Genomic DNA, 25,264 nt, shown 5'->3' with positions numbered 1-25,264 from the left:
CCTTCCAGGCATCTCGCGCGCGTCGCGCGCGTTCCCTATTCAGATGAAGCCCGCCATGCCCGCTCCGCCCCGTTCCCCTCGCAGTGACACCGTAGGCGCCCAACTTAGCGTCGCCGAGGCGCTGTGCGAACAACGCGGCAGCCGCCTGACCCCCATCCGCCGCAAGGTGCTGGAACTGCTGCTGCGCCATGGCCGCAGCCTCAAGGCCTACGAGCTGCTCGAGGCGATGCGCGAAGTGCATCCGGGCGCCGCGCCTCCCACGGTGTACCGTGCGCTGGACTTCCTGATGGACGAAGGCCTGATCCACCGCCTGGACGCGGTCAACGCCTGGAGCGCCTGCCACGACGTCGGCGGCGCGCCCCATGACCTGCTGGTGGTCTGTACTGGCTGCGGCGCGGTGGCCGAAGTGTCCGACCCCGCCATGAGCCGCCAACTGGCCGAGCGCGTCGCCCAGACGGGCTACGTGCTGGCCACCCACGAGACCGAGATCCGGGCCCTCTGCCCGCAGTGCCAGAAGCAGCAACCGGCCGACGCCGGGCATCACCACCATCATCATTGAGACGCGCGGCTCGGCCCGTCGGAGCGGGCCCTGCCCGGCCGCCCTCCACCCGCCCTCATCCGGACCCTTGAAATCCGGAAAATCGCCCCAAAATAGCGATATCGCCCGATACTTGACGGCGTACAGCCGCGATCTGGGCGGCTACGGCCCCCGGGTTGGCCCGGGGTTTGCCCCCTGCCCCCGACTGTGCTGTAATCCTGCGTCCGGCCGCAATCGGCGGCCCTCGCAGCCTGTGGCAGTAACATCGGTCGAGCGATGTCAGGCAGGCAATCGGCACCCGCTGCCGTCCGCCAGCATCCCGCGCTTGACCGCCGTGTCTAACCGCCTTTACTTCACGCAAGCAGCTTCGCCATGAACACCCCGCGCAGTTTGGACAAAATGGTTCCCGTCACCATCCTCACCGGCTTTCTCGGTGCGGGCAAGACCACCCTGCTCAAACGCATCCTGACCGAATTCCACGGCCGCCGCGTCGCCGTGATCGAAAACGAATTCGGACCCGAAAGCATCGACAACGACCTGCTGGTGCAGGACAGCGACGAGGAAATTATCGAGCTGTCCAACGGTTGCGTCTGCTGCACGGTGCGTGGCGACCTGATGCGCACGCTGTCCGACCTGCGCGCCAAGCGCGAGGCCGGCACCTTGAATTTCGAACGCGTCATCCTGGAAACCACCGGCATGGCCAACCCCGGCCCGGTGTGCCAGACGTTCTTCATGGACGACGACATCGCCGAGTACTACCGCCTGGACGCGGTGGTCACGGTGGTCGACGCCAAGCACGGCATGGCGACGCTGGACGAACAACCCGAAGCCCAGAAGCAGGTCGGCTTCGCGGACCGCATCCTGATCTCCAAGAAGGACCTGGTCAACGACGTCGACTACGAAGCGCTGCGCAACCGCCTGCTGCGGATGAATCCGCGCGCGCCCATCACGCCGGTCAACTTCGGCGACGCCGACCTGAAGTCGATCATCGATATCAGCGGCTTCAACCTGAATTCCATCCTGGACATCGACCCGGACTTCCTGGCCGATGAGCATCCCGACGCCGCCCACAGCCATGCCCACGGGCACGGCCACGATCATGACCACGGCCATGACCATCACGGTCACGACCACGACCATGACCACGAGGGCGAATGCGGGGCGCACTGCAATCACGCGCATCATCACCACCCCAAGCACGACGACGAGATCGGCGCCTTCGTGTTCCGCTCGAACAAGCCGTTCGATCCCGCCCGGCTGGAGGAATTCCTGGGGGGCGTGGTGCAGGTCTATGGTCCCGATCTGCTGCGCTACAAGGGCATCCTGTACATGAAGGGCATCAACCGCCGCATGTTGTTCCAGGGTGTGCACATGATGATGGGCGCCGAACCCGGCAAACCGTGGACCGCGGCCGAAAAGCCGTCCACCAAGATGGTCTTCATCGGCCGCAAGCTGCCCCAGGAGATTTTCACCCGGGGCTTGGAGCAGTGCCTGGCGGGGTGATCCCCTTTTTGGATACGTGACGCGGTGCGACGAAGGCAGTACTGTGAGGTACGAATAGCGTAGGCAGCAAGCACACGGACCGGGAAGACAAGCCCGCGCCAGGATCGATTCATAGTGGAGTGTTTTCATGGCTACCAAGGCAGCAACCAAAAAATCAAGCAAGTCGACGAGCGATACGGCGATTGATCTGCCCAGCGAGAAGGAATTGCTGGCCATGCCCGAGTCCGACTACATGAACGAACGCCAACTGGCGTTCTTCAAGGAACGGCTCAAACAACTCGAACAGGACATCCTGGCCAACGCCGGCGAGACCACCGAGCACCTGCGTGAAACGCAGTTCGTGCCCGACCCCGCCGACCGCGCCACCATCGAGGAAGAACACGCTCTCGAGCTGCGCACCCGCGATCGCGAACGCAAGCTGCTCAAGAAGGTGCAACAGTCCATCGCCCGCATCGACAGCGGCGAGTACGGCTGGTGCGAGGAAACCGGCGAACCCATCGGCATCCCGCGCCTGCTGGCACGCCCCACCGCCACCCTGTCGCTGGAAGCGCAGGAACGGCGCGAAATGCGGCAGAAGCTGTACGGCGACTGATCCGTCCCGTTATTCAAACGCCACATCGAAAGGCTATGCTGGTTTCCGGCATGGCCTTTTTTCATTGCCGGGCCGTCCCAACCTGACGACGCCTCCGAGGAGGCTGATGGCCGAAGATGCCGGGGGGGGAGGCCGTGGTTTCTTCGTTGGCCGGCAAGCCTTGATTTCGTCCGCATCGCCCCCAGCTAGTCCTTTCAAAGGAAGGAACGCATGGAACAATTTCACGCCACCACCATCGTGTGCGTGCGTCGCGGCAACCGCGTCGCACTGGGCGGCGATGGCCAGGTCACCCTGGGCAACATCGTCATCAAAGGCACGGCGCGCAAGATCCGCCGCCTGTACCACGACAAGATCCTGGCCGGCTTCGCCGGCGCCACCGCCGACGCGTTCACGCTGCAGGAGCGTTTCGAAGCCAAGCTCGAAAAGCACCAGGGCAACCTGATGCGCGCGGCGGTCGAACTGACCCGCGACTGGCGCACCGACCGCGTCCTGCGCCGGCTCGAGGCCATGCTGATCGTGGCTGACGCCGAGCACACGCTGGTGCTGACCGGCAACGGCGACGTGCTCGAGCCCGAGCACGGCCTGGCCGCCATCGGCTCGGGCGGGGCCTATGCCCAGTCCGCCGCCCTGGCGCTGCTGCGCAACACCGACCTGGCGCCCGAGACCATCGTCAAGCAATCGCTCGAGATTGCCGGCGACCTCTGCATCTACACCAACCAGAACCACGTCATCGAGACGCTGGGCGACTGACGCGCCCTCGCGGCGCCAGTCCGGCGCCGCGGCCCGTCCCCCAGCATCGCCCCGCTTCAAGGATCCGCCCTCATGTCCGCCTCCAACATGACGCCCGGAGAGATCGTCTCCGAACTCGACAAGTACATCGTCGGCCAGAACCGCGCCAAGCGCGCGGTGGCGGTGGCCCTGCGCAACCGCTGGCGCCGCCAGCAGGTGGCCGAGCCGCTGCGCCACGAGATCCACCCCAAGAACATCCTGATGATCGGCCCCACCGGCGTGGGCAAGACCGAGATCGCGCGCCGCCTGGCCAAGCTGGCCAACGCGCCGTTCATCAAGATCGAGGCCACCAAGTTCACGGAGGTGGGCTACGTCGGCCGCGACGTCGACACCATCATCCGCGACCTGACCGAATACTCCATCAAGCAGACCCGCGAGCTGGAGATGCGCCGCGTGCGCACCCAGGCCGAGGACGCCGCCGAGGACCGCATCCTCGACGCCCTGGTGCCGCCGCCCCGCGGCGCCTCGGGCGAGCCCGAGCGCGGTGAAGACAACAGCGCCCGCCAGACCTTCCGCAAGCGCCTGCGCGAAGGCAAGATCGACGATCTGGAGATCGAAATCGAAGTGGCCCAGGCCGCGCCGCAGATGGACGTCATGACGCCTCCCGGCATGGAGGAAATGGCCGAGCAACTGCGCGGCATGTTCGCCGGCCTGGCGCGCGACAAGAAGAAGTCCAAGAAGATGAAGGTGCGCGAAGCCTTCAAGCTGATCGTCGACGAGGAAGCCGCCAAGCGCATCAACGAGGAAGACCTGCGCACCGTCGCCATCAACAACGTCGAGCAGAACGGCATCGTGTTCCTGGACGAGATCGACAAGATCGCGGCGCGCCAGGAAAGCGGCGGCGCCGACGTCTCGCGCCAGGGCGTGCAGCGCGACCTGCTGCCGCTGGTCGAGGGCACCACCGTCAACACGCGCTACGGCATGGTCCGCACCGACCATATCCTGTTCATCGCCTCGGGCGCCTTCCACCTGGCGCGCCCGTCCGACCTGATCCCCGAGCTGCAGGGCCGCTTCCCGATCCGCGTCGAACTGGAATCGCTGACGGCCGAGGACTTCGTGCGCATCCTGGGTGACACCGACGCCTCGCTGACCAAGCAATACACGGCGCTGCTGGCCACCGAGGACGTGCAACTGGAATTCACCGACGAAGGCGTGCGCCGCCTGGCCGAGCTGGCCTACGAGGTCAACGAGACCACCGAGAACATCGGCGCCCGCCGCCTCTATACCGTGATGGAAAAGCTGCTGGACGAACTGTCGTTCGACGCCACCGCCTCCAGCAACAAGACGGTGAAGATCGACGCCGCCTACGTCAACGCGCAGTTGGCCGAAGCCGCCAGCAGCCAGGACCTGGCCCGCTACGTGCTGTAAGGCCCGTGCCCCGGCTCCTGCCGGCGGCATGAACACGAAGGCCCGCCGCGAGCGATCGCGGCGGGCCTTTTTCCGGGACGGCGGCGTCCGCGCCGGACCTGCTGCGGCGGTGCCGGTGGCCATGCGGGCGCCGTATCGACGCCCGCGGCGCGCGTTCAGTTGGTGATCGCGGTCACCACATACTTGCCATCCTTGCGCTCGGCGGTGAAACGCACCTTGTCGCCGGCCTTGATCTTGGCCAGCAGCGCCGGATCGGCGTCGTACACCAGCGTCATGGCCGGCAGGTCAAGCGCCTTGATGGCGTCGTGCTTGATGGTGACCTTGCCCGCGCCCGGGTCCACGCGCCGCACCTCGCCGCTGGCGTCGGCCTGCTGCGCGAACGCCAGCGGCGTGGCCAGCGACACGACGGCCATCGCGGTGGCGACGGCCAGGGGCGTGGTGTATTTGCGGTTGAAAGCCATGCTCTATCCTCCGATTGCCATGAAAGCGCCGCGCCGGTCTTGTCGCGCGCGCCCGCTTTCCACAATGCTAGGATACCGCCCTTGTGCAATAGTTTCCCCGTAATAACGCAACAATCCTGACGGTTGTTTGCAAAGGACATCTCATGGCCAACCGCCTTTCAGTCATCGCTACCCGCACCGGCGACGACGGCAGCACTGGACTGGGGGACGGGTCGCGCGTGCCCAAGGACGCGGCCCGCATCGCCGCGCTGGGCGATGTGGACGAATTGAATAGCGTCGTCGGCCTGCTGCTGACCGAGCCCCTGCCGGCCGACGTGGCCGCCGATCTGCTGACGATCCAACACGATTTGTTCGATATGGGCGCCGAATTGTGCATTCCCGGCCATGTCGCGCTGGAAGATGCCCAGGTGGCGCACCTGGACGCGCGGCTGGCGCATTACAACGCGACCCTGCCGCCCTTGCGCGAGTTCATCCTCCCGGGCGGCTCGCGCGCGGCCGCGCAGGCCCATCTGGCGCGCACCGCGTGTCGCCGCGCCGAACGCGCCGTGGTGGCGCTGGCGCGCGAGGAGGCGGTGAATGCGCCGGTGCGGCAATACCTGAACCGGCTGTCGGACCTGATGTTCGTGCTGGCGCGCTACCTGAACCGCGAAGCGGGCCGGCCCGACGTGTTCTGGACCAGCCGCGTGTCGCGGCAGGCCACGGAATGAGAGATGCCCCACAGCCGCGCCTGCGGCTTGCTGCCTCCAAGGGGACGCTTTCATCTTGAGGATGCCTCGGCGCTGAAAAGAAAAATGCCCCTTCGCGGGGCATTTTCCTTGTTGGCGTTGAGACGGCAGGAGCCTTAGTTGGGCACGCCAGCCGCATGCGCCTGCTCATCGGCGTGGTACGACGAACGCACCATCGCGCCGACCGCGGCATGCGAGAAGCCCATCGCATAGGCTTCGCGCTCGAACATCGCGAAGGTGTCGGGATGCACGTAGCGCAGCACCGGCAGGTGGTGTTCCGACGGCTGCAGGTACTGGCCGATGGTGAGCATGTCGACGTTGTGCTCGCGCATGTCGCGCATCACCTGCAGGATTTCCTCGTCGGTCTCGCCCAGGCCGAGCATCAGGCCCGACTTGGTCGGCACGTTCGGATGCAGCTTCTTGAACTCGGCCAGCAGCTTGAGCGAGTGCATGTAGTCCGAACCCGGGCGGGCCTGCTTGTACAGGCGCGGCACGGTTTCCAGGTTGTGGTTCATGACGTCCGGGGGACCGGCGTTCAGGATGGTCAGGGCGCGGTCCAGGCGGCCGCGGAAGTCCGGCACCAGCACCTCGATGCGGGTGGTGGGCGACAGTTCGCGGATGTGGGTGATGCAGTCGACGAAGTGGCCGGCGCCGCCGTCGCGCAGGTCGTCGCGGTCGACCGAAGTGATCACCACATACGACAGCTTCATCGCGGCGATGGTGCGCGCGAGGTTTTCCGGTTCCTTGGTGTCGAGCGGGTCGGGGCGGCCATGGCCCACATCACAGAACGGGCAGCGGCGGGTGCACTTGTCGCCCATGATCATGAACGTGGCCGTGCCCTTGCCGAAGCACTCGCCGATGTTCGGGCAGGACGCTTCCTCGCACACCGTGTGCAGGTTGTGCTCGCGCAGGATGCGCTTGATGTCGTAGAAGCGCGAACCCGGCTGGGCCGCCTTGACGCGGATCCATTCCGGCTTCTTCAGGCGTTCGGCCGGGATGATCTTGATCGGGATGCGCGCCGTCTTGGCCTGGGATTTCTGTTTCTGCGTCGGATCGTACGCCGTTTCCGCGGGCGCGGCGGCGGCTTCGTTCGAGGGCACAGACGACTCGGCAAGCGTGGACATGGAACACCTTCACGACCGGCGCGCGCGGCGTTGCGGTCTGGAACAAAAGAGGACATTTTACCCCCTGCGCCCAAATCCGCCCCGAATGGCCCGGCGCCGGGCCGCGCCGGGTTATCGTCACGCCTGATGAATCCGTGCCGCCTGCCCCCCATGTCGACCCAGCCGCTCCCCCGCCCCATCGCCCTGATCGCCCCCCGGCTGGACGCCGGGCCGGCCGCCCGCGCCGTGCAAGCCTGCGCCGAACGGCTGGCGCCTGCCGGCTACTACCTGGCCGCCGCTCCGTGGCGTGACGCGGCCCTGCTACCGCTGCTGACTCCGTTGGCGCCGGCCGCCGCGCTGGTGATCGGCCCGCTGGACGATCCGCAGCTACGCGCCGCCGTGGCGGCGCTGGAAATCCCGGTGGTGGAAACCTGGAGTCCGCCGGCCGCCCCGCTGGACAGCCTGATCACGGTCGACAATGCCGAAGCCGGCCGGCAGGCGGCCCGCCATTTCGCCGAAAAGGGCCACGCGCGCATCGCCTGCGTCAGCGCCGACACCCCGTGGGAGCGCGCCCGCCGCGAGGGCTTCATCGGCAGCGCGGCCGCGCTCGGGCTGGATCTGGTCGCCGACATCGTGCAACCCGAGGCGCAGCAACTGAACGATGGCCGCATGGCGTTTCTGCGCCTGCTGGCCACCAATACGATCTTCGATGCGGTGTTCTGCACGTCGGACATGCTGGCCGCCGCCACGGTGTCGGAGGCCCACAACCGCGACTTGCAGGTGCCACAGGACCTGGCGGTGCTGGGATTCACCGAGGACGGCAGCGCACCGCAATGGGTACAGGGCCTCACGACGCTGGGACTGGACGCGGCCGAGCTGGGCCGCCGCGCGGGCCAGTTGCTGCTGGACCGGCTCGATGGCGAACAGCCGGCCGGCACGCGCCTGACGCTGGACATCGTGTTCGATGCGCGCCTGAGCACATAGCGCGAGCAGACCGGGTGACGGGCGAACCCGCGCTGACGCCAGCGGGAGCGCCTCGCGCGGGCCCTGGCGCCGAGGGCGGGGCATCGCCCGCCTTTCAGGCGCCGGTTTCGTACAGTGCGGGAAAGCCGCAGTCGCGCAACATCGCGTCGGCTTCACGCAGGAAGGCCGGCGTGGAGGTCTCGGGCACGCGCGCCAGCCACTGCACCGCCTCTTCCTTGCGGCCGCGCAACAGCAGCATGCGGCCCAGGTGGAACATGCCGCGGAAGTCGCCGCCCTCGGCGCAGCGCTGGTAGCAGTCGAACGCGCGCTCCAGGTCCTGCTCGACCACGTCGCCCGCTTCGTAGAAGCGGCCCACCACGCCGATGGATTTGACGTGTCCGGCCTGCGCGGCCTGCTGGTACAGCGCCAGCGCCGCGGCGCGGTTTTGCGCCACGCCGCCGCGACCGCTCTTGAGCATGTGCGCGTAGTTGTACATGCCCCAGTCCAGTCCGCGATCGGCGGCCAGCCGGAACCAGTACGCCGCCACGGTATCGTCCGGCGCGACGCCCCAGCCGTTTTCGTAGCAGCGGCCGATCATGTTGATGGCCATCACGTGATCGGCGTTGGCGGCGCGCTTGAACCAGGCCAATCCTTCGGCCTGGTCCTGGGGCACCCCCACGCCATCGAGCAGCATCTGGCCGAAAATGGTCTGGGCCTCGACCAGGCCCATTTCGGCCGCCGCGCGGATCCAGGCGGCGTACTGCGGCGCCGGCCCGGCGCGCAGGCCGGCAAGCGCTTCAGGGGTGGTCGCGGCCACCTCGGCAGGGGTAAAGCTAGTCTTCATGCGGGCGTCCTTGCCTGGCGCCACAAGCGGGCCAGATTGCGCGCCAGCGCGTCGCCCACTTCCGTGGGCTCGCGCCGCACGCTACAGGAGGCCATGTCGACCGTGCGCAGGCCGGCGTAACCGCAAGGGTTGATGCCCAGGAACGGCGCCAGGTCCATCGCCACGTTCAGCGACACGCCGTGATAGGCGCGGCCGTTGCGGATCTTGATGCCCAGCGCGGCGATCTTGGCCAGATCGCCGCCCTCGGGATGCGCCACGTACACGCCCGGCGCGCCGGGCTTGCGGCACGCGCCGGGCAGGCCCATTTCATCGAGGGTGTCGATCACCGCCGATTCCAGCAGCGCCACGTACTCCTTCACGTACATGTCGACGCGGCGCAGGTCGAACAAGGCGTAGGCCATCACCTGGCCGGGGCCATGGTACGTGACCTGGCCGCCGCGGTCGCAATGGACGATGGGGATGGCGCCGGGGTTGAGCAAGTGCTCGGGCAGACCCGCCTGGCCCAGCGTGTAGACCGGGGCGTGCTCGCACAGCCAGATCTCATCGGGCGTTTCGGCCGACCGCTGGTCGGTGTACGCCTGCATGTCCCGCCACACGGACAGATAGTCCGCGGGCCGCGCGAGCCACTTGATCACAACCGCCGGCCTTACAGGACGATCGACACCATCGGGTGGCCGTGCAAGGCCTGGTACAGGCTGTCGAGCTGCTCGCGCGAGGTGGCGCGCACCGTGAAGGTCAGGCCCATGTAGTTGCCGCCCTTGCTGGGCCGCATCTCGACCGTGGCGGCATCGAAGCCCGGGTCGAAGCGCAGCACGACCTCGGTCAGCGTCTGCGCGAAGTCGGGATGGTGCTTGCCCATGACCTTGATGGGAAAGTCACTGGGGTACTCGATGAGGGATTCTTCGGGCGGAATATGCATGATGGATGGCCTGGGGCGTCAATCTGTCTATATGGGGGCAGGCATCGTGCAGGCAAGGCCCGCCGCCGGCGCGGGGGGCCGCCGGGGCCGCCCCGCGTGGCCGTTCTAGAGCGCGGCGATGCGGGCATCATAACCCGCGCGCAATTGCGCAAAAACGGGGCCAGGCTTGCCCGAACCCACCGGCCGGCCGTCCAGCGACACGATAGCCAGCACTTCCTTGGTGGCCGAAGACAGCATCAGTTCATCGGCCTGGGCGACCTCGTCCTGGGTGATGCGGCGCGCCTCGAACGGGATACCGGCTTCGGCGGCCAGCTCGCCCATCAGGCCGTAGCGGATGCCTTCCAGGATCAGGTTGTTCTTGGGCGGGGCCAACAGCTTGCCGCCGGAGACCACCCAGATGTTGGTGGACGACCCCTCCGTGAGGAAACCGTCGCGGAACTGCAGCACCTCGTCGACGTGGGCGTCGACCGCCTGCTGCTTGGCCAGCACGTTGCCAAGCAGCGACACCGACTTGATCTCGCAGTGCAGCCAGCGCTCGTCGGGGATGGTGATGGCGGACAGCCCCTGCGCGCGGGCCGCGGCCGACGGCGGCGCCCAGGCCGAGACCATGCCGAACACCGTCGGCTTGACCGGCTCGGCCGGGAACTGGTGGTCGCGCTTGGCCACGCCGCGCGTGACCTGCAGGTAGACGATGCAGGTCTCCAGGTTCGAGCGCGCCAGCAACTGCTCGATCAGGTCGATCCAGCCCGCGCGGTCGAACGGCTGGGCGATGCGCAGGGCCGCCAGGCTGCGGTCCAGGCGGTCCAGGTGCTCGGCCATGCGGAACGCATTGCCGCGGTAGACGGGCACCACTTCGTAGATGCCGTCGCCGAAAATGAAGCCGCGATCGAGCACGGAGACCTTGGCCTCGTCGATACGCACAAACTCGCCATTGAGAAACACCTGGCTTTCGCCCGGCACGCCCGGAATCATGAGCCGCTCCTGAGAATCAAATGGATAGGGACGGGCCACCCGGCCCGCCCCTTCTAGGTAAAGCTTACACCCGCGACCGCGCCCGCGGCGCGTCCGCTTACTGGAACCAGCGCTTGACGGTGTCGACCATGCGACCGAAGAAGCCTGCGCGTTCGACGGCGTCCTGCACCACCAGCGGCTCGGTGCGCAGCACCTTGCCGTCCAGCGTGAACTGCAGCGTGCCGACCTGCTGGCCCTTGGTCAGCGGCGCGATCAGGGGATCGGTGCGCTGCGCCACGGGCTTGAGGTCGCCGGCCTTGCCGCGCGGGACCGCGATCGAGACCGGGTTGGGCGGGCCGAGCTTGACGTTCTCGGCCGTGCCTTCCCAGACGCGGGCGTCAATGCCGGGCTGGCTCTTGTCGAACAGCTTAACCGTGTCGAAGTTCTGGAAGCTCCAGTTCAGCAGCTTCAGGCTTTCCTCGGCGCGCGTGGCTTCGCTGTCGGTGCCCACCACCACCACCAGGATGCGGCGGTCGCCGCGCACCGCGGTCGACACCAGGCAGTAGCCGGCCGAATCGGTGTGGCCGGTCTTCATGCCGTCGACCGACGGGTCGGCCCACAGCAGGCGGTTGCGGTTGGGCTGGGTGATCTTGTTGTAGGTGAAGCTCTTCTGCTTGTAGTAGTGGAAGAACTGCGGATGATCGGTGATCAGGTGCGCCGACAGCGTGGCCAGGTCGCGCGTGGACGTCATGTGCTGCGGATCGGGCAGCCCGGTGGCATTCATGAAGTGGGTGTTGCGCATGCCCAGGCGCTCGGCCTCCTGGTTCATGAGCGTGGCGAACGCGGCTTCGCTGCCGCCGACCGCTTCGGCCAGCGCCACCGAGGCGTCGTTGCCGGACTGCACGATCATGCCCTGGTTCAGCTCATCGACAGTGACCGGCTTGCGCGGCTCGATGAACATGCGCGAACCGCCGGTGCGCCAGGCGTGCTCGGACACGGGCACGGTCTGCTCCAGCGTCAGGCGCTTTTCCTCGAGCGCATTGAACACGACGTAGGCCGTCATGATCTTGGTGAGCGAGGCCGGCTCGACCTTCATGTCGGGGTTCGACGCCGCCAGGGTCTGGCCGCTGTTCACGTCGATCACGATCCAGGCCTTGGCCGCGATGGTGGGCGCGGGCACCGCCGACACGTCGCCCACCGGCACCACGCCCGTCGCCGTCGGCGCGGGGGCCGTGGCGCCCGCGGCCGCCGGCGTCGCGGCGGGCGCCTGCTGGGCCCACGCCGGCAGCGACGTCGCGAGCATCGCCGACAACACCGCGCCGGCCAGGGCACGACGCGCAAAGACAACGGGGGAAGGGGTGGAGTGAGACAAATTCTTCATCGGCAACGTGGGTCCAGGAAAGACGCCCGCCGGCGCGGGGCAAGTGGCTGACAATTATAGGCAGTCGATGAGACCCGTCCGGCCCGGGATGGGTTCCTTGGCCATTTAAAACATGCAACTTGATGCAACGCGCCGCCTTGCGCGGCGCGCCGTTCAATCGAGTTTGACCTTCAAGTGGGCCTGCACGAGTTGGCGCAACACGAGCAGCTTGCCGTGGAAAAAGTGCGAGGCGCCAGGAATCACCACCACGGGGATCGAACGCGGGCGGGCCCAGTCCATGGCTTCCGACAGGGGCACGACCTCGTCCTCTTCGCCATGCACCATCAGCGTGTCGCCAGGCACCTGGACCTCGTGCGACTGGAAGCGGTTGACGGCGGGGCCCATCAGCATCAGCGCGCTCGGCAGCACGGCATCGCCCTGCTCGACCAGCGCGGCGTAGGTCTGCGCGGCCACGGCCGTGCCGAACGAAAAGCCGGCCAGCACCCAAGGCGCCTGCGCCAGCTCCGGGTGCAGCTCGCGCATCTGCGCCACGACGGCCAGCATGTCCTGCGTTTCGCCGACGGACTTGTCGAACGCGCCTTCCGACAGGCCGACGCCGCGGAAATTGGGGCGCACCGCCACCAGGCCGTGCTGGACGCAGGCGCGCGACAGCGTGGTCACCACCTTGTTCTCGCGCGCCCCGCCCTGCAGCGGATGCGGATGCAGCACCAGGGCCCAGCCCCGCGGCGGGCCGTCGGGCCAGTCCACCGCGCAGTCGATGCGGCCGGCGGCGCCGGCGAAGGCGTGGGTTTGAGTGCTTGCGGGCATAGGAGAAACTCGTGCTGCGTGGAAAAGAAGGATGTTAACCGGCGGGTCGGGCTGCGGCTTTCGGTTGCGTGGCCAGCCATTGCGCCAGTTGATCGGCGGCGTCGTCGGTGGCCTGGCGCAAGGCGGCCACGCCGCCCGCGGCATCCTGCGTGGGCGCGGGCGCCTGCGTCGCGATACGCAACTGGCCGACCACGGCGCGGCCGTTCAACAGCACCGCCTGCAGCAGCACACGGCCCTCGCTGGCCGATCCATCGGGCGTGAAGACCTGTTCGAACTGCGACAGATAGACCTGTACCTGCGGCGTCTGGCCGTTGGCGCGCTCGGCCAGCACCGGCCCCTGGCGCGACAGGCGCTCGATCAGGCGCTGGCGCACCAGGTCCGACGGCGACGACGCCCAGCGATAGGTGGCGTAGGCCTGCGGCGCGGCGCTGTCGCCGACCCGCCAGATCACGCCGGTGCTGGACAGCGCCGGCACGGCCGAGAACACCAACGCGATGGGATCGCGCGCCGGCAGTTGGGGCGCCGGGCGGGCGTCCAGGCCCAGATCGAATAGGGCTGGCGGCGCGCCGACGCGGCCCACGCCGCAACCGGCCAGCGCCAGGGTCAGGATCAGAATCGCGCTACGCATCTTCATTTCGGCTGTCTCCCAAAACCGGCGAAGCCGGCCTCGCCCGGCCCGGGCGCCGCCGGCGCCGGTCCGAACAATAACGATTGCGGCGTGTTGTCCACGCGGCGCAAGGTGAAGGTGGCGCCGCGCGCGGCCTCGGTGACACTGGCCGCCATGCCGGTGATGGCCGGCAGCGTCTCGTTGTCCAGGCGCGAGGCGGCATAAGCGATGTCGCTGAGACTGCGCGTCGCCATGGCCAGCGCGCCGTCGGGCGCGTTCAGGCGCGCCAGCGACTGCCGCGCCTGTTGCGCCAGGTCCGCCACTTCGCGCGCGGCGCGGTCGGCCTGGCGCGAGGTGCTGCCCAGCGAATCGACCAGCGGGCCCAGCTTGGCCAGGGCCGGCGCGAGGTCGCGGCTGGCCTCTTTCAGCGACTGGGTGATGTCGGTGGCGTTCTGCAGACTGGCCGTCAGCGCCTGCACATTCTGTTCGCTCAACAGACGGCGCAGTTGTTCGGTGGCGTCTTCGACATTGGAAATGAGCCGTCCGCCGCGCTGCTCGATGCGATCCAGGAAGCCCGGGCGCAGCGGAATCGCCGCCGGGTTGGCTTCGGTCGACGCCAGGCGCTTGAACGAGCTGCCGTCGTCGCGCAGCTCGACGTTGGCCATGCCGGTCACGCCCTGCACGCCCAGTTCGGCCCAGGTCGATTCGGTGATCGGCGTGTTCGGCGCCACGCCGATGCGGATGCGCACCTGGCCCGGCTTGTCGGGGTTGAGCGCGAGCGACTGCACCTTGCCCACCGGCACCCCTTGATAGCGCACGGTCGACTGCGGATTGAGCCCGCTGACGGCCGTGGCAGAGATGATTTCATAGGTTTGCAGTTTGGTCCGGTCGCGGCCGATCCAGACGGCCACCAGCGCAGCGGCGGCCAGCAGGACCAGCGTGAAGATGCCGGCCATGAGCGCGTGACTACGGTTTTCCATGATGCGTTCCCTTCGGCGCCATGTCCCCGAGCGCGCGCAAGCCACGCTCGCCCAGGAAGAATGTGTGTATGAACGGGTGGTCGACCTTCAGCACTTCCGGCACCGTGTCGCATACGATCACCCGCTTGTCCGCCAGCACGGCGACACGGGTGGCCAGCGCGAGCAGCGTGTCCAGGTCGTGCGTCACCATGACGACGGTAAAGCCCAACTGCCGGTGCAGGCTGCGCACCAGGTCCACGAATTCGTCCGAACGCAGCGGATCCAGGCCCGCCGTGGGTTCGTCCAGGAACACCAGTTCCGGGTCCAGCGACAGCGCGCGCGCCAGGGCCACGCGCTTGACCATGCCGCCGGACAGGTCGGACGGCCGCTTGCCGGCATCCTGCGCCGACAGGCCGACCATCGCCAGGCGGCACATCACCACATCGTGCACCAGGTCCTCCGGCACCGTGCGCAGTTCGCGCAGCGGCAGCGCGACGTTGTCGAACACCGACAGCGCCGAGAACAGCGCGCCTGCCTGGAACAGCATGCCCCACCGGTACGACAGGCGCCGGCGCTCGCTCGGCGTCAGTTCCGACAGGGTATTGCCCAGCACCCGGATGGTGCCGGCCGCCGGCCGGTCAAGCCCGATGATCTGCCGCAGCAGCACGGTCTTTCCCGTTCCCGACCCGCCCACCAGCACCAGGATCTCGCCGGGGAAGACGGTGAGGTCCAGATTGTCGTGCACCACATGGTCGCCGAAAGCGGTGCGCAACCCGCGCACGGTAATGACCGGGGCGACCGTGACGTGCTCTTCGGTGAACAGGCGTTGTTGCTCGGCGCCGGCCATCAGATGCCCACCGAACTGAAAATGACCGCGTACAGCGCATCCAGCAGGATCACCCCGGTGATCGAGGTGACCACCGAGGTGGTGGTGCCGCGCCCCAGGCTTTCCGTATTGGGCTGAATGCGCAGGCCGAAATGGCAGGCGATCAGCGCGATCAGGATGCCGAAGGTCACGCCCTTCAGGATGCCGATCCAGTAATTGGTCAGGGAAATGGCATCGGGCAGCGACTGCAGGAACCATTGCGCCGAGACCCCCAACTGCACCTGCGCCGCCAGCATCCCGCCCAGGATCGCCATGGCGTCGGTCCACAGCACCAGCAGCGGCATGGTGATGGCCAGCGCCACCACCCGCGGCAGGATCAGCCGCTGGCCGTGCGAAATGCCCATCACCAGCATCGCGTCCAGCTCCTGCGTGACCCGCATGACCCCGATCTGCGCGGTGATGGCCGAACCGGAACGGCCCGCCACCAGGATGGCCGCCAGCACCGGCCCCAGCTCGCGCACGATCGACACGCCCAGCAGCCGCACGATGAAGCGGTCGGCGCCGATCATCTGCAATTGCTGGGCCGACAGGTATGACAGCACCACGCCGATCAGAAAGCCCACCAGCGCGGTGATCCCCAGCGCCTGCGCCCCCGTGCGGTAGACCTGGGCCGAGATCTCGCGCCATGGGCCGCGCGACGGGCGCCGCAGCATGCCGAACAGGTCCAGGATGAGCTGCCCCAGCATGATCAGCAGCGCGCGGCCGTTCTCGGCCGCCTGCAGCACGGCATCGCCCACGGCGCGCAGCCAGCCCCACGAGGGCTCCGGACGCGGCGGCGCCTGCTTGCCGCCCTTGTTCGTCGCCAGGGCGGTGAACACATCCTGCTGGCCAGCCGACCAGCGCACCCGCTCGGGCAGCTTTTCGCCCCAGGCCTGCCAGATCAGCAGCGCGCCAATGGTGTCGAGCCGGCTGATGCCATGCAGGTCCCAGCGCGCACCCGCGTCGGCTGCCTTGGCCATGGCGGCGCGGCGGCGTTCGACCTCGCCAGGCTCGGCCAGCGCCAGCACGCTCCAGTCGCCGCCGACGTGGCACACACCCGCTTCCTGGCGGAAGGGCGCGGCGGCGGCGGACGCGGACGGGGCGGAATGCGGCATGAACGCTGGATCGCAATGCAAAATGTATCGCTCATCATATACGCTGCGGACGGCAGGACGCGAACCGGGCCCGCGCGTGCCCTACAATCGGCGCCATGTCCGCTCAAGTCCGCCCCACCGACCTGCCCGCGCCCGACGATCTGGCCCGGCTGCTGGGTTCACGCCTGCCCGCTTTCCAAGATGTCGCCTGGACCGCCAGCACCGGCTCCACCAACGCCGACCTGCTGGCGCGCGCCCGCACCGGCAGTGGCGCTGGCAAGCCCTGGCTGCTGGGCACCCATCTGCAGGAAACAGGCCGCGGCCGCGCCGGCCGCCCCTGGCAGAACCGCGTGGGCGCGGCGCTGATGTTCTCGTGCGCCTTCGACGTGCACCTGCCGGCCGCGCAATTGCCGGCGCTATCGCCACTGGCCGGCCTGGCCGCGTGCGAGGCGCTGCGCGCCGTGGCAGGCCCTGCCGCCGAGGGCCTCTGCATGAAATGGCCCAACGACGTGCAATGGCACGACGCCAAACTGGCCGGGGTGCTGGTCGAGACCACCCGCAATCCGGGCGGACGCGAGACCGGCTACACCGTCGTCATCGGCATGGGTGTCAACCTGGTCGACGCCGGCGCGCTGTCGCAGGCGCTGGGCCGGCAGGTCGCCGACTGGACCTGTGTCACCGAGCACACGCCAGGCCACGCCGCCACCGCCGCGGACCTGGTCTGTGCGGCGGCGGCCGCCTGGCACGAGGCCGTGCGGACGCTGGAACGCGAAGGTTTCGCCGCCTTTTCCCAGCGCTTCGACCAGGTCGACGCGCTGGGCGGCCGTCCGGTCAACGTGCTGGACAAGGGCGAGGTGGTCCTCAGCGGCACCGCTTGCGGCGTCGACGGCCAGGGCCGCCTGCTGGTGCAAACGCCCCAGGGCGCCATGCCGATCTCGGTCGGTGAAATCTCGATTCGACGCCAAGCATGATCATCCTCATCGACTCCGGCAACAGCCGCCTCAAAGTCGGCTGGCTGGACCCCAGCAGCCCGGACATGCCGCGCGAGCCGGCCGCCGTCGCCTTCGATGGCCTGGACCTGGACGCCCTGGACCGCTGGCTCGCCGCCCTGCCGCAACGGCCGTCGCGTGCGCTGGGCGTGAACGTGGCCGGCGCCGAGCGCGGCGCCGCCATCGCGGCCATCCTGCAGCGCCATGGCTGCGCGGTGACCTGGGCCTCCTCGCAGGCCACCACCCTGGGGCTGGTCAACCGCTACAAGACGCCGTCGCAACTGGGCGCGGACCGCTGGGCCTCGCTGCTGGGCGTGCTGTCGCGCCTGCCCGGCGCCCATCCGCCCTTCCTGCTGGCCAGCTTCGGCACCGCCACCACCATCGATACCGTGGGGCCGGACAACGTCTTCGCTGGCGGCCTGATCCTGCCCGGCCCGGCCATGATGCGCAACGCGCTGGCGCACGGCACCGCCAACCTGCCGATCGCGGAAGGCCAGGTAGTGCCCTACCCCACCGACACGCATGAAGCCATCGCCTCCGGCATCGCCGCGGCGCAGGCCGGCGCGGTGGTGCGCCAGTGGCTCGCCGGCCGCCAGCGCTACGGGCAGACACCGCAGATCTTCGCCGCCGGCGGCGGCTGGCCCGAGGTGCACTCGGAAATCGAACGCCTGCTGGCCGATGCCGGCGGCGCGTTCGGCGCCGCGCCGGTGCCGATCTACCTGAACCACCCCGTTCTGGACGGACTGGCCGCCATCGCGCGCGCCAATCCGGCAGCGAACGCCTGACGAGGCCGCGGCATGCGAGTGCTCTTCATCCTGATCCTGTTGGCCAACCTGGGCGTCTACGCGCTCGGCCAGGGCTGGCTGGGCGTACGCCCGGAAGACGAGGGGCGCGATCCGCGCCGCTTCAGCCAGGAACTGAATCCGGGCGCGGTCACGCTGGTGCCGCGCAAGCCCGCCTGACGGCCTGAAAGACCGTCCCGCTCAGCGCAACCAGGGCGCCAGCGCGTCCATCGTCCGCGCCGTGGCGCCGGCGTGGCTGGCGAACCAGGCGCGCGCCGCGTCCCCGGCCGCCCGCCTGGCCGCAGGGTCGGCCACCAGCGCCAGCGCGGCCCGCACGGCCTGCTCCGGGTCCGGCTGGCGCTGCGCGGCGCCGGCCTCGATGGCATCGCTGGCCGCCTGCTGGAAATTGAATGTGTGCGGCCCGACGATCACCGGCACGCCCGCGGCGCAAGCCTCGATCAGGTTCTGGCCGCCCAGCGGGGCAAAGCTGCCCGCCACCACCGCCACGTCCGCGGCGGCGTAGTAGAAAGCCATTTCCCCCAGCGTGTCGCCCAACAGCACCGCCGTCTCCGGACCGGGCGCCTGCCCCGACGACCGCCGCACGTGGGCCAGGCCGGCCTGCGCCAGCAGCGCGGCGGCCTCGTCGAAACGCTGCGGATGGCGTGGAATCAACAGGAACAGCGGCCCGCCGGGCATGGCGGCATGGCGCTTGACCGCCTCGATGAACGGCGCATCCTCACCTTCGCGTGTGCTCGCCAGGGCAATCACCGGCCGGCCCAAACGGGCGCGCCAGGCCTGTCCCGCCTCGACCTGCGCGGCGGGCAAGGACAGATCGAACTTCAGATTGCCGGTCACGGTAGGGTGCGGCGCGCCGGCCTCGGCCAGCCGCCGGGCATCCGGCGCCGTCTGCGCCAGCACCCGATCCAGCCCCGCCAGCGCCTCGCGCATGACCCCGCCCAGGCGGCCTGCCTGCCGCAGCGACGATTCCGAGAATCGCGCGCTCACCAGCGCCATCGGCAGCTCCGCGCGCCGCGCCGCGGCCAGCAGGTTGGGCCAGATCTCGCGCTCGATCAAAATGCCGCAGCGGGGCGCGGCGGCGGCCAGGAAACGCCGCGTGGCGCCCGGAAAATCGTAGGGCAGCCAGGCCTGGCGCAATTGCCCGCGGGCGATGGCGTCCGCGAACAGGCGCGCGCCCTCGGCCCGACCCGTGGCGGTGATATGGGTCAGCAGCACAGGCAGGCCGCGATCCAGCAGGGCCTGCAACAGCGGCTGCGCGGCGCGCGTCTCTCCCAGGCTGACGGCGTGGACCCAGACCGGCGCTTGCGTCGTTCCGGCGGCCGCGGTCGCGCCACCAGCCTCGGCCCGGCCCGACGCGGCCCGACCAAACCGCTCCGGCGAGAAGATCTGCCATTCACCGCCGGCGCGCTTGGCGCGGCGGGCCATCCATAGCCAGACCAGGGGGGCCAGCGCCCGCAGCCCCAGCGTGTAGACGGTGCGGTTCATCAGCGCGCGGCCAGCGCCTGCTCCACCGACGCCATGACCGCCTCGCGCGAGGGCGAGGCGCCGCGATCGCCGAGACTGGCCGTGTAATTCGAGCCGACCAGGGGCGTGCGCACGGGGGTGGACGCGCGATAGATGCCGATGGTGGGACGGCCGAGCGCCGCCGACAGATGGGTCAGGCCGCTGTCCAGCCCGACCATCAGGCGCGCGCCTGCCAGCAGCCGCGCCACCGACGTCAGGTCCATGCGCGGCATGACTTCGACGTCTTCCATGCCCGCGACCAGTAGCCGGGCACGCTCGGCTTCCTGGTCGTTGCCCGCCAGCAGCTTGAGCGCACAGCCGGCGTCACGCAGGCGCCGGAACACGGCGCGCCAATCGTCCTCGGGCCAGAGTTTGTCGTCACGGCTGGCCGACGGCATGATCACGGCGTAGCCGCGGTCGTTGTCCAGGTGATGCAGGCGAGGCAATTCGGTGGCATCCAACCCGCCGGCGGACACCTCGTGCACTGAATCGGCGGCGCCGTCGCGGCCCTGGGCCGCCTGCCGCGAAAACGCCTGCAGGCCGAAATCCGGCTGGCCGCCGTACTGGTAACCAAATGTCAATGACGCCAGTTTGCGCTGGCGAATCACCGCCGGCTGCCAGAATTCGACGCGGTGGCGCACGTTATAGAACAGCGATGCCAGGGGCTCGCGGGCCGATCGCCAATCCAGCCCATGCCGCACCCCCCGCGCCTGGCGCACCAGCCACGCGGACTTCAGCAGCGCCTGCATGTCCAGCACGATGTCGTATTGCTTGGACCGCAACCGCTCCCGCAGCGCCTTGCGCTCGGCGCGTACCTGGCCCGACCACCAGGCCTTGCGCCAGCGCCGGTGGGCCACCTTGATGACCTCCTTGACCGCGGGATGCCAGGCGGGGATTTCGGCGAAAGCTTCTTCGGCGATCCAGTCGATCTCGGCGTCCGGCACGTGGCGGGCGATGTCGGAAATGGCGGGCAGCATGTGCACCAGATCGCCTAATGAGGACGTACGGACAATGAGAATGCGAGTTGGCATCAAATAGAGAAAACTGTCTTGGTGCGATGCCCCGCCCTGATACAGGGGGCGGAGTCCGATTCGCCGGGAAACCCGCAATTTACAGCAAACTAAACGGCTGACCGCATTTTCCGCGCCGCACCAAAACCACGTGGGTATCCCGTCCCATGGATCGAAAGATCTTCAGGCCTTGGGTCGACGCAAGGCACGCAGCAAGGCGACCGCCACGCCTAGGGCGGCGCCGGCAACCAGACCCAATACCAGCGTCAGCGGCTTCTTGGGCGATACCGGCCGCGACGACACGTACACTGGCGCCGCCAACTTGGCAGGATTGAATTGAGTCAGCAGATAGGTGACCTCGTCAATGTCGTGCAGAATATTGAACAGGCGATCACGCTGGGCCAGATAGGCAGCCTGGTAAAACTCGGTATTCTCGAGCTTCTTGAGATATTCCCGCACCTCTTTCTCCTGACCCTGCAGGCTGGCCAGCCGCTCGCGCAGGGGGGCCTCCTGAACGCTGGACATCGCCGCCTGCCGGCTTGCGGTGATCTCGTAGAGGCGAGTGGCACAGGCCAAGGCAACTTCCGGGCTGTTGCGTATAACGTCGATCGTCACCATGGTCGTCAGACCGCGCGGCAGGCTGACTTTCACCAGGTCGACCAGCAATTCCGCCCCCGCTGGAGACGGGTCCAGGCCACACGCCTCAAGATCCTTGGGCGAATAGGTCGAAGGCTGACGCAGCGACTCCACCACCGTTTCCGGCTTGATCGCGCTCTGTGCGCTCGAGGAGCCCTTGTATACCCCATACTGAGCCATCTCAATCAACGCGCTTGCCTGGTACTTGGAAGTCGCCACGGCCAGATAGCCCGCCGCGCCCAACAGCCCCAGGACAGCGAACACGCACACAATTATCCGGTGGTTCCAGAAGAACTTCAGGACGTCCACAAACCCCACCTCGGCATCCGAATCCACCGAACCCTGTTCCGTCTTCATTTACTCATCTCCCTGTAGCTGTTCGATGTATACCCAATCCACGATCTCTCCCTGCGGCTGATAGCCCAGGCGCATTTCTTCAAGCATCACCCGTACCCCCGCGACATCCTTATCGTCGAGCGCCTGCCACATGGCATTCAACTTTTCCTCCAGGGCCGGCCAAGGTAGGAAATCGTCCTGCGCTTTCATGATGCGCGGGTGTTCCGTGCCCTTGGGGTTATCGCCGATCAAAAGCTCTTCATACAGTTTTTCGCCCGGCCTCAAACCGGTGATCTTAATTTCGATTTCACCTTCCGGGTTAGCTTCATCCCGCACCGACAGGCCGCTCAGCTCAACCATGCGACGTGCCAAATCCTGAATCCGGACGCATTGCCCCATGTCCAGTACGAAAACGTCTCCACCCCGGCCCATGGCACCCGCCTGGATCACCAGTTGAGCCGCCTCGGGAATGGTCATGAAGTAGCGGGTGATATCCGGATGCGTCAGGGTGATCGGCCCACCCGCCCGGATCTGCTGGCGGAACTTCGGCACCACCGATCCCGAGGATCCCAGGACATTGCCGAAGCGCACCATCGAGAACTTGGTCTGACCACCGAGCGCGGCCAAGGCCTGCAGCACCATTTCAGCCAGGCGCTTGCTTGCCCCCATGATATTGGTGGGACGGACCGCCTTGTCCGTACTGATCAAGACAAAATCGGAGACACCGTGCTCCGCGGCGCAACGGGCTGCCGTCAAGGTCCCCAGCACGTTATTGCGGATTCCCTCGGCTGGATTGTGCTCCACCAGCGGCACATGCTTGTAAGCGGCGGCATGGTAGACCGTATGAGGGTGCCAAGCAGCCATGATCTCGCCCATCCGGTCCGCATCCCGCACGGACGCGAGCAATGGCACCACGCGCTGGCGTTCCTGTGGTTCGAGCATCGATTCAAGTTCCGAATGGATGGCGTAAAGCGCGAATTCACTGATCTCGATCAGCAACAGCTTGGCCGGCCCCATCCTGAGGATCTGGCGACACAATTCACTGCCGATCGAGCCTCCCGCACCACTCACGAGAACAACCTTGCCGCGGACGTTCATGCCCAACAGAACTTCATCAGGCGCCACCGGCTCCCGACCGAGCAGGTCGTCGATGTCAAGGTCTCGCAGATCCGACGTGGTCACTTTGCCCTGCACCAGATCGGTCAATGCCGGCAGCGTCCGCACCGCGACATGGTGCTTGACAATCCCATTCAGAATTTCGTTGCGGCGCTTGCGCGACGCCGTCGGCAAGGCCAGAAGCACATCGGTGACTCCTTTGGTGTCGATCAACCCGGGCAGGTCCTGCACCGAATAGATGGGCAGGCCATTGAGCACTTGCCCCTGCAGGCGCTCATCGTCATCCAGGAAACCAATGATGCGCATATCCAGGCTGTTGGCCATCGCCAGGGCCAGTTGCCGTCCTGCCGTACCCGCGCCGTAGATCAGTGCCTTTGGCATCGCAGCCAGCTTCAATTGCCCTTGATACATGCCGCCCAGCCAATACCGGGCAAAGGCGCGTGAACCTCCGATCGCGAACAGCAGCAGCATGGGCTGGATCAGCCCGATCGTGCGGGGTACTCCCGGCACGCCCACCGCCGTGAAAATGGCCGCGAAAATCAAACCGTAGACCACGATGGCTCGAGCCACGGCTACCAGCGCTGGCCACCCAGCGTAGCGAAAAATGGCCCGGTAAAGCCCCGATACGATGAAGATCGGGAGAGCCACGCACAACGAAACAATCACCGCCGAGGACTGGTCAGCCAGGGTCACAAATTCGCCCAGGCGAAGATAGAACGCAAACCACACGGTCAGGATGCACAGGCTCGCGTCCACCGCCAGCGCGATGACCCGCTTGGCCGCGCGGGGCAACACCAGAATAGGCAAGGCGGACTTGCTAATAGTCTTCAACATGATGCGAAGCGACCCTCGAGGATCCGGTCTCGGTCAACGCCTGTTGGGCACGAAAGGCAGATCAATGCGCCACCCCATCGCGACGCACCACCTTCAGGAAAGTGAGCCAGAGAATTCTAATGTCGAACCAGAACGACTGCCGGCGCACATACTCGAGATCCAACCGGACTTTCTCGGGGATCTCGAGTTCGTCGCGCCCATTTACCTGGGCCCATCCCGTGAGCCCCGGCAACGCGGCATCCACACCAAACTCGGTGCGTAGGGCAATCAAGTCATCCTGGTTGAACAATGCGGGGCGCGGCCCGACGAAGCTCATCTCACCCTTCAGGATGCACCAGAGTTGCGGCAGTTCATCAAGGCTGCTACGGCGCAGGAACGATCCGATGGGCGTCAAATACTGGCCCGGATCAGTCAGGAGATGTGTAGCCACTGCCGGCGTGTCGACTCGCATACTGCGAAACTTCGGCATCTCGAAGATACTGTTCCTCCGCCCGACCCGCTTGGCCCAGTACAGTGCCGGTCCACGTGAGGTGGCCCGCACGGCGATCGCCACGCAGACCATCGGAACAAGCAGCACCAGGCCGGCGCAAAGCGCAAGGGCCAGATCGAACAGTCGTTTAACGCAGCGTTTCATTGCTTGCGTGTCCTATACCAAGTAGTTGTTGCTTCCAGACCCTGGGCCACTGAATAAGGGGGCACCCATCCCAACTCCCGTCTGATCGCACCACTGTCGACAGCCAGTGATCCGAAGAGGCGCTTGACATCCTCACCCCTGCCCAGCATTCGTCCAACCAGCGTCATCAGGCCTGTCGGCACCGGCAGCAGCGCCATGCGCCGTCCCAGGCCTCGGGCGATGGCGGCGATCAACTCGGGCGTCGACAGGTCCTGCCCGTCGCTTACGAGATAACAGCGACCGGCGGCGGCCGGATGCACTGCGCAGAGACTGATTGCACTGACGAGATTGCCCAGGTAGATCAAACTGCGTTGATTGCGCACCGCGCCGAACGGCAAAGGCATGCCCCGGTCCACTGTGCGCAACAGGCGCAGGAAGTTGGCCGGCACATCCGGACCATATACGAGCGGCGGCCGCAGAATGACAATCTCCATGCCAGTCGTCAACTGTCTCAGGCCTGCCTCGGCCTCAGCTTTCGACACCGCGTAGGCATTGTGCGGCGCGACCGGGTCCTGTTCGGAGAAAGGACGCCCCGCTTCCGAGATCGCGCCATTCACCCCAATCGAACTGATAAACACAAATCTCCTGACATTCGCCTGGGCGGCCTGGCGGGCCAGCGCCAGCGTACCGGCCGTGTTCACCTCGCGGAACGCCTGCAGCGGATCGGCCTCGGTGTCGCGCAGCAGATGCGCGCGCGCGGCGGCGTGGATGACGACATCGCAGCCGTTCACCAGGGCCGACCAGTCCGCGCTGGCGGACAGCGCGGGCGACTCCTTACAGCCTGGATGCTTCTCAGCATTGCGCGCCGCGGCCACCACCTCGTGCCCTTCGGCGCGCAGCTGCCTGACCAACGCCTGCCCGATGAAACCACTGGAGCCAGTGACGAGGAATTTCATGT

28 protein-coding genes are annotated in these 25,264 nt (G+C 67.4%); 10 read left to right on the top strand and 18 right to left on the bottom strand.

Annotated features, from left to right (window positions below; genetic code table 11):
- Positions 1-55 precede the first annotated feature (55 nt).
- From SB816_RS02695 to hslU, 5 genes are all read left to right on the top strand, one after another.
- Positions 56-559, top strand: coding sequence for a Fur family transcriptional regulator (locus SB816_RS02695; protein ID WP_054501175.1), 504 nt, complete (start codon positions 56-58; stop codon positions 557-559).
- Positions 560-910: 351 nt separating this feature from the next.
- The gene (locus SB816_RS02690) at positions 911-2,041 is read left to right on the top strand and encodes a CobW family GTP-binding protein (protein ID WP_144656004.1); all 1,131 of its coding nucleotides are present in this window, start codon (positions 911-913) and stop codon (positions 2,039-2,041) included.
- Positions 2,042-2,168: 127 nt separating this feature from the next.
- On the top strand, positions 2,169-2,633 hold the full coding sequence (gene dksA, locus SB816_RS02685; protein WP_006389752.1) for an RNA polymerase-binding protein DksA: 465 nt from the start codon (positions 2,169-2,171) through the stop codon (positions 2,631-2,633).
- 210 nt (positions 2,634-2,843) lie between these two features.
- Positions 2,844-3,383 (top strand): ATP-dependent protease subunit HslV, encoded by a 540-nt coding sequence (gene hslV / locus SB816_RS02680; RefSeq protein WP_006391917.1) that lies wholly within the window; start codon positions 2,844-2,846, stop codon positions 3,381-3,383.
- A 72-nt stretch (positions 3,384-3,455) separates the two neighbouring features.
- A complete protein-coding gene (gene hslU / locus SB816_RS02675; protein WP_049077084.1) occupies positions 3,456-4,790 on the top strand; it encodes an ATP-dependent protease ATPase subunit HslU in 1,335 nt (444 codons plus the stop codon).
- A 155-nt stretch (positions 4,791-4,945) separates the two neighbouring features.
- Here hslU and SB816_RS02670 read toward each other — a convergent pair whose 3' ends face one another.
- Positions 4,946-5,251, bottom strand: coding sequence for a copper-binding protein (locus SB816_RS02670; RefSeq protein ID WP_054500316.1), 306 nt, complete (start codon positions 5,249-5,251; stop codon positions 4,946-4,948).
- A 143-nt stretch (positions 5,252-5,394) separates the two neighbouring features.
- Here SB816_RS02670 and SB816_RS02665 point away from each other — a divergent pair, with 143 nt between their 5' ends.
- Positions 5,395-5,958, top strand: coding sequence for a cob(I)yrinic acid a,c-diamide adenosyltransferase (locus SB816_RS02665; protein ID WP_054500315.1), 564 nt, complete (start codon positions 5,395-5,397; stop codon positions 5,956-5,958).
- A gap of 134 nt (positions 5,959-6,092) precedes the next feature.
- Here SB816_RS02665 and lipA read toward each other — a convergent pair whose 3' ends face one another.
- Positions 6,093-7,100 carry a lipoyl synthase gene (lipA, locus tag SB816_RS02660; protein ID WP_054418514.1) on the bottom strand — a complete coding sequence of 336 codons (1,008 nt, stop codon included), beginning with the start codon at positions 7,098-7,100 and terminating at the stop codon, positions 6,093-6,095.
- Positions 7,101-7,250: 150 nt separating this feature from the next.
- Between lipA and SB816_RS02655 the strand changes: the two genes are divergently transcribed.
- On the top strand, positions 7,251-8,063 hold the full coding sequence (locus SB816_RS02655; RefSeq protein ID WP_175143605.1) for a substrate-binding domain-containing protein: 813 nt from the start codon (positions 7,251-7,253) through the stop codon (positions 8,061-8,063).
- A 94-nt stretch (positions 8,064-8,157) separates the two neighbouring features.
- On the opposite strand, the gene SB816_RS02650 is transcribed toward SB816_RS02655, so the two are convergent.
- The 10 genes from SB816_RS02650 to SB816_RS02605 form a co-directional block, all read right to left on the bottom strand.
- Positions 8,158-8,886: a tetratricopeptide repeat protein gene (locus SB816_RS02650; protein ID WP_054500312.1), complete on the bottom strand. Its 729-nt coding sequence runs from the start codon at positions 8,884-8,886 to the stop codon at positions 8,158-8,160.
- The gene (gene lipB, locus SB816_RS02645; RefSeq protein ID WP_410546470.1) at positions 8,883-9,521 is read right to left on the bottom strand and encodes a lipoyl(octanoyl) transferase LipB; all 639 of its coding nucleotides are present in this window, start codon (positions 9,519-9,521) and stop codon (positions 8,883-8,885) included. Before lipB ends, SB816_RS02650 begins: the two co-directional genes overlap by 4 nt.
- A gap of 11 nt (positions 9,522-9,532) precedes the next feature.
- Complete coding sequence (locus SB816_RS02640) at positions 9,533-9,805, bottom strand: YbeD family protein (protein ID WP_047993153.1); 273 nt, start codon at positions 9,803-9,805, stop codon at positions 9,533-9,535.
- Between the two features lie 105 nt (positions 9,806-9,910).
- Positions 9,911-10,777, bottom strand: a complete 867-nt coding sequence (locus SB816_RS02635) for a D-amino acid aminotransferase (protein WP_064526746.1) — start codon at positions 10,775-10,777, stop codon at positions 9,911-9,913.
- A 97-nt stretch (positions 10,778-10,874) separates the two neighbouring features.
- Entirely contained in the window at positions 10,875-12,137 is a 1,263-nt protein-coding gene (locus tag SB816_RS02630) for a D-alanyl-D-alanine carboxypeptidase family protein (RefSeq protein WP_144656013.1), read from the bottom strand.
- 153 nt (positions 12,138-12,290) lie between these two features.
- Positions 12,291-12,944 carry an alpha/beta hydrolase gene (locus SB816_RS02625; RefSeq protein ID WP_054500309.1) on the bottom strand — a complete coding sequence of 218 codons (654 nt, stop codon included), beginning with the start codon at positions 12,942-12,944 and terminating at the stop codon, positions 12,291-12,293.
- Between the two features lie 34 nt (positions 12,945-12,978).
- Entirely contained in the window at positions 12,979-13,578 is a 600-nt protein-coding gene (locus tag SB816_RS02620) for an ABC-type transport auxiliary lipoprotein family protein (protein WP_064526749.1), read from the bottom strand.
- Positions 13,575-14,531 (bottom strand): MlaD family protein, encoded by a 957-nt coding sequence (locus SB816_RS02615; protein WP_064526750.1) that lies wholly within the window; start codon positions 14,529-14,531, stop codon positions 13,575-13,577. Before SB816_RS02615 ends, SB816_RS02620 begins: the two co-directional genes overlap by 4 nt.
- Complete coding sequence (locus SB816_RS02610) at positions 14,518-15,357, bottom strand: ABC transporter ATP-binding protein (protein ID WP_054500306.1); 840 nt, start codon at positions 15,355-15,357, stop codon at positions 14,518-14,520. Before SB816_RS02610 ends, SB816_RS02615 begins: the two co-directional genes overlap by 14 nt.
- The gene (locus tag SB816_RS02605; RefSeq protein ID WP_054500305.1) at positions 15,357-16,490 is read right to left on the bottom strand and encodes an MlaE family ABC transporter permease; all 1,134 of its coding nucleotides are present in this window, start codon (positions 16,488-16,490) and stop codon (positions 15,357-15,359) included. Before SB816_RS02605 ends, SB816_RS02610 begins: the two co-directional genes overlap by 1 nt.
- Before the next feature lie 95 nt (positions 16,491-16,585).
- On the opposite strand from SB816_RS02605, the gene SB816_RS02600 reads away from it, so the two are divergent.
- Genes SB816_RS02600 through SB816_RS02590 form a run of 3 tightly spaced genes read left to right on the top strand, consistent with a single transcriptional unit; the run spans position 16,586 to position 18,420 of the window.
- A complete protein-coding gene (locus SB816_RS02600; protein WP_054500304.1) occupies positions 16,586-17,440 on the top strand; it encodes a biotin--[acetyl-CoA-carboxylase] ligase in 855 nt (284 codons plus the stop codon).
- Complete coding sequence (locus SB816_RS02595) at positions 17,437-18,243, top strand: type III pantothenate kinase (RefSeq protein ID WP_054500303.1); 807 nt, start codon at positions 17,437-17,439, stop codon at positions 18,241-18,243. The genes SB816_RS02600 and SB816_RS02595 overlap by 4 nt, the downstream gene beginning before the upstream one ends.
- Before the next feature lie 12 nt (positions 18,244-18,255).
- A complete protein-coding gene (locus SB816_RS02590) occupies positions 18,256-18,420 on the top strand; it encodes a hypothetical protein (RefSeq protein WP_006391936.1) in 165 nt (54 codons plus the stop codon).
- Positions 18,421-18,441: 21 nt separating this feature from the next.
- On the opposite strand, the gene SB816_RS02585 is transcribed toward SB816_RS02590, so the two are convergent.
- From SB816_RS02585 to SB816_RS02560, 6 genes are all read right to left on the bottom strand, one after another.
- The gene (locus SB816_RS02585; RefSeq protein WP_054500302.1) at positions 18,442-19,743 is read right to left on the bottom strand and encodes a 3-deoxy-D-manno-octulosonic acid transferase; all 1,302 of its coding nucleotides are present in this window, start codon (positions 19,741-19,743) and stop codon (positions 18,442-18,444) included.
- On the bottom strand, positions 19,743-20,792 hold the full coding sequence (waaC, locus tag SB816_RS02580) for a lipopolysaccharide heptosyltransferase I (protein WP_054500301.1): 1,050 nt from the start codon (positions 20,790-20,792) through the stop codon (positions 19,743-19,745). Before waaC ends, SB816_RS02585 begins: the two co-directional genes overlap by 1 nt.
- Positions 20,793-20,954: 162 nt before the next feature.
- Positions 20,955-21,764, bottom strand: a complete 810-nt coding sequence (locus SB816_RS02575) for a Wzz/FepE/Etk N-terminal domain-containing protein (protein ID WP_144656028.1) — start codon at positions 21,762-21,764, stop codon at positions 20,955-20,957.
- Complete coding sequence (locus SB816_RS02570) at positions 21,765-23,693, bottom strand: polysaccharide biosynthesis protein (RefSeq protein WP_144656031.1); 1,929 nt, start codon at positions 23,691-23,693, stop codon at positions 21,765-21,767.
- A 61-nt stretch (positions 23,694-23,754) separates the two neighbouring features.
- The gene (locus tag SB816_RS02565) at positions 23,755-24,327 is read right to left on the bottom strand and encodes a sugar transferase (protein WP_144656036.1); all 573 of its coding nucleotides are present in this window, start codon (positions 24,325-24,327) and stop codon (positions 23,755-23,757) included.
- Entirely contained in the window at positions 24,324-25,262 is a 939-nt protein-coding gene (locus tag SB816_RS02560) for an NAD-dependent epimerase/dehydratase family protein (protein ID WP_144656041.1), read from the bottom strand. Before SB816_RS02560 ends, SB816_RS02565 begins: the two co-directional genes overlap by 4 nt.
- Positions 25,263-25,264 lie beyond the last annotated feature (2 nt).

The organism is Achromobacter sp. SIMBA_011 (genome assembly GCF_046535435.1).
Lineage (GTDB): Bacteria > Pseudomonadota > Gammaproteobacteria > Burkholderiales > Burkholderiaceae_B > Achromobacter > Achromobacter dolens.
Note: the sequence above shows the minus strand (reverse complement) of the source record. Positions and strands in the feature narration are given on the sequence as shown.

Coding starts and splice junctions, on each gene's coding strand:
- SB816_RS02640 (WP_047993153.1), bottom strand. CDS start 9,805: ATGCATATTCCGCCCGAAGAATCCCTCATCGAGTACCCCAGTGACTTT.
- hslV (WP_006391917.1), top strand. CDS start 2,844: ATGGAACAATTTCACGCCACCACCATCGTGTGCGTGCGTCGCGGCAAC.
- SB816_RS02585 (WP_054500302.1), bottom strand. CDS start 19,743: ATGAACCGCACCGTCTACACGCTGGGGCTGCGGGCGCTGGCCCCCCTG.
- SB816_RS02610 (WP_054500306.1), bottom strand. CDS start 15,357: ATGGCCGGCGCCGAGCAACAACGCCTGTTCACCGAAGAGCACGTCACG.
- SB816_RS02665 (WP_054500315.1), top strand. CDS start 5,395: ATGGCCAACCGCCTTTCAGTCATCGCTACCCGCACCGGCGACGACGGC.
- SB816_RS02595 (WP_054500303.1), top strand. CDS start 17,437: ATGATCATCCTCATCGACTCCGGCAACAGCCGCCTCAAAGTCGGCTGG.
- SB816_RS02605 (WP_054500305.1), bottom strand. CDS start 16,490: ATGCCGCATTCCGCCCCGTCCGCGTCCGCCGCCGCCGCGCCCTTCCGC.
- SB816_RS02590 (WP_006391936.1), top strand. CDS start 18,256: ATGCGAGTGCTCTTCATCCTGATCCTGTTGGCCAACCTGGGCGTCTAC.
- waaC (WP_054500301.1), bottom strand. CDS start 20,792: ATGCCAACTCGCATTCTCATTGTCCGTACGTCCTCATTAGGCGATCTG.
- dksA (WP_006389752.1), top strand. CDS start 2,169: ATGGCTACCAAGGCAGCAACCAAAAAATCAAGCAAGTCGACGAGCGAT.
- SB816_RS02620 (WP_064526749.1), bottom strand. CDS start 13,578: ATGAAGATGCGTAGCGCGATTCTGATCCTGACCCTGGCGCTGGCCGGT.
- SB816_RS02650 (WP_054500312.1), bottom strand. CDS start 8,886: ATGAAGACTAGCTTTACCCCTGCCGAGGTGGCCGCGACCACCCCTGAA.
- SB816_RS02655 (WP_175143605.1), top strand. CDS start 7,251: ATGTCGACCCAGCCGCTCCCCCGCCCCATCGCCCTGATCGCCCCCCGG.
- SB816_RS02690 (WP_144656004.1), top strand. CDS start 911: ATGAACACCCCGCGCAGTTTGGACAAAATGGTTCCCGTCACCATCCTC.
- SB816_RS02630 (WP_144656013.1), bottom strand. CDS start 12,137: ATGAAGAATTTGTCTCACTCCACCCCTTCCCCCGTTGTCTTTGCGCGT.
- SB816_RS02570 (WP_144656031.1), bottom strand. CDS start 23,693: ATGTTGAAGACTATTAGCAAGTCCGCCTTGCCTATTCTGGTGTTGCCC.
- SB816_RS02625 (WP_054500309.1), bottom strand. CDS start 12,944: ATGCCCGCAAGCACTCAAACCCACGCCTTCGCCGGCGCCGCCGGCCGC.
- SB816_RS02565 (WP_144656036.1), bottom strand. CDS start 24,327: ATGAAACGCTGCGTTAAACGACTGTTCGATCTGGCCCTTGCGCTTTGC.
- SB816_RS02635 (WP_064526746.1), bottom strand. CDS start 10,777: ATGATTCCGGGCGTGCCGGGCGAAAGCCAGGTGTTTCTCAATGGCGAG.
- SB816_RS02695 (WP_054501175.1), top strand. CDS start 56: ATGCCCGCTCCGCCCCGTTCCCCTCGCAGTGACACCGTAGGCGCCCAA.
- SB816_RS02670 (WP_054500316.1), bottom strand. CDS start 5,251: ATGGCTTTCAACCGCAAATACACCACGCCCCTGGCCGTCGCCACCGCG.
- SB816_RS02575 (WP_144656028.1), bottom strand. CDS start 21,764: ATGAAGACGGAACAGGGTTCGGTGGATTCGGATGCCGAGGTGGGGTTT.
- SB816_RS02560 (WP_144656041.1), bottom strand. CDS start 25,262: ATGAAATTCCTCGTCACTGGCTCCAGTGGTTTCATCGGGCAGGCGTTG.
- lipA (WP_054418514.1), bottom strand. CDS start 7,100: ATGTCCACGCTTGCCGAGTCGTCTGTGCCCTCGAACGAAGCCGCCGCC.
- SB816_RS02615 (WP_064526750.1), bottom strand. CDS start 14,531: ATGGAAAACCGTAGTCACGCGCTCATGGCCGGCATCTTCACGCTGGTC.
- SB816_RS02600 (WP_054500304.1), top strand. CDS start 16,586: ATGTCCGCTCAAGTCCGCCCCACCGACCTGCCCGCGCCCGACGATCTG.
- hslU (WP_049077084.1), top strand. CDS start 3,456: ATGTCCGCCTCCAACATGACGCCCGGAGAGATCGTCTCCGAACTCGAC.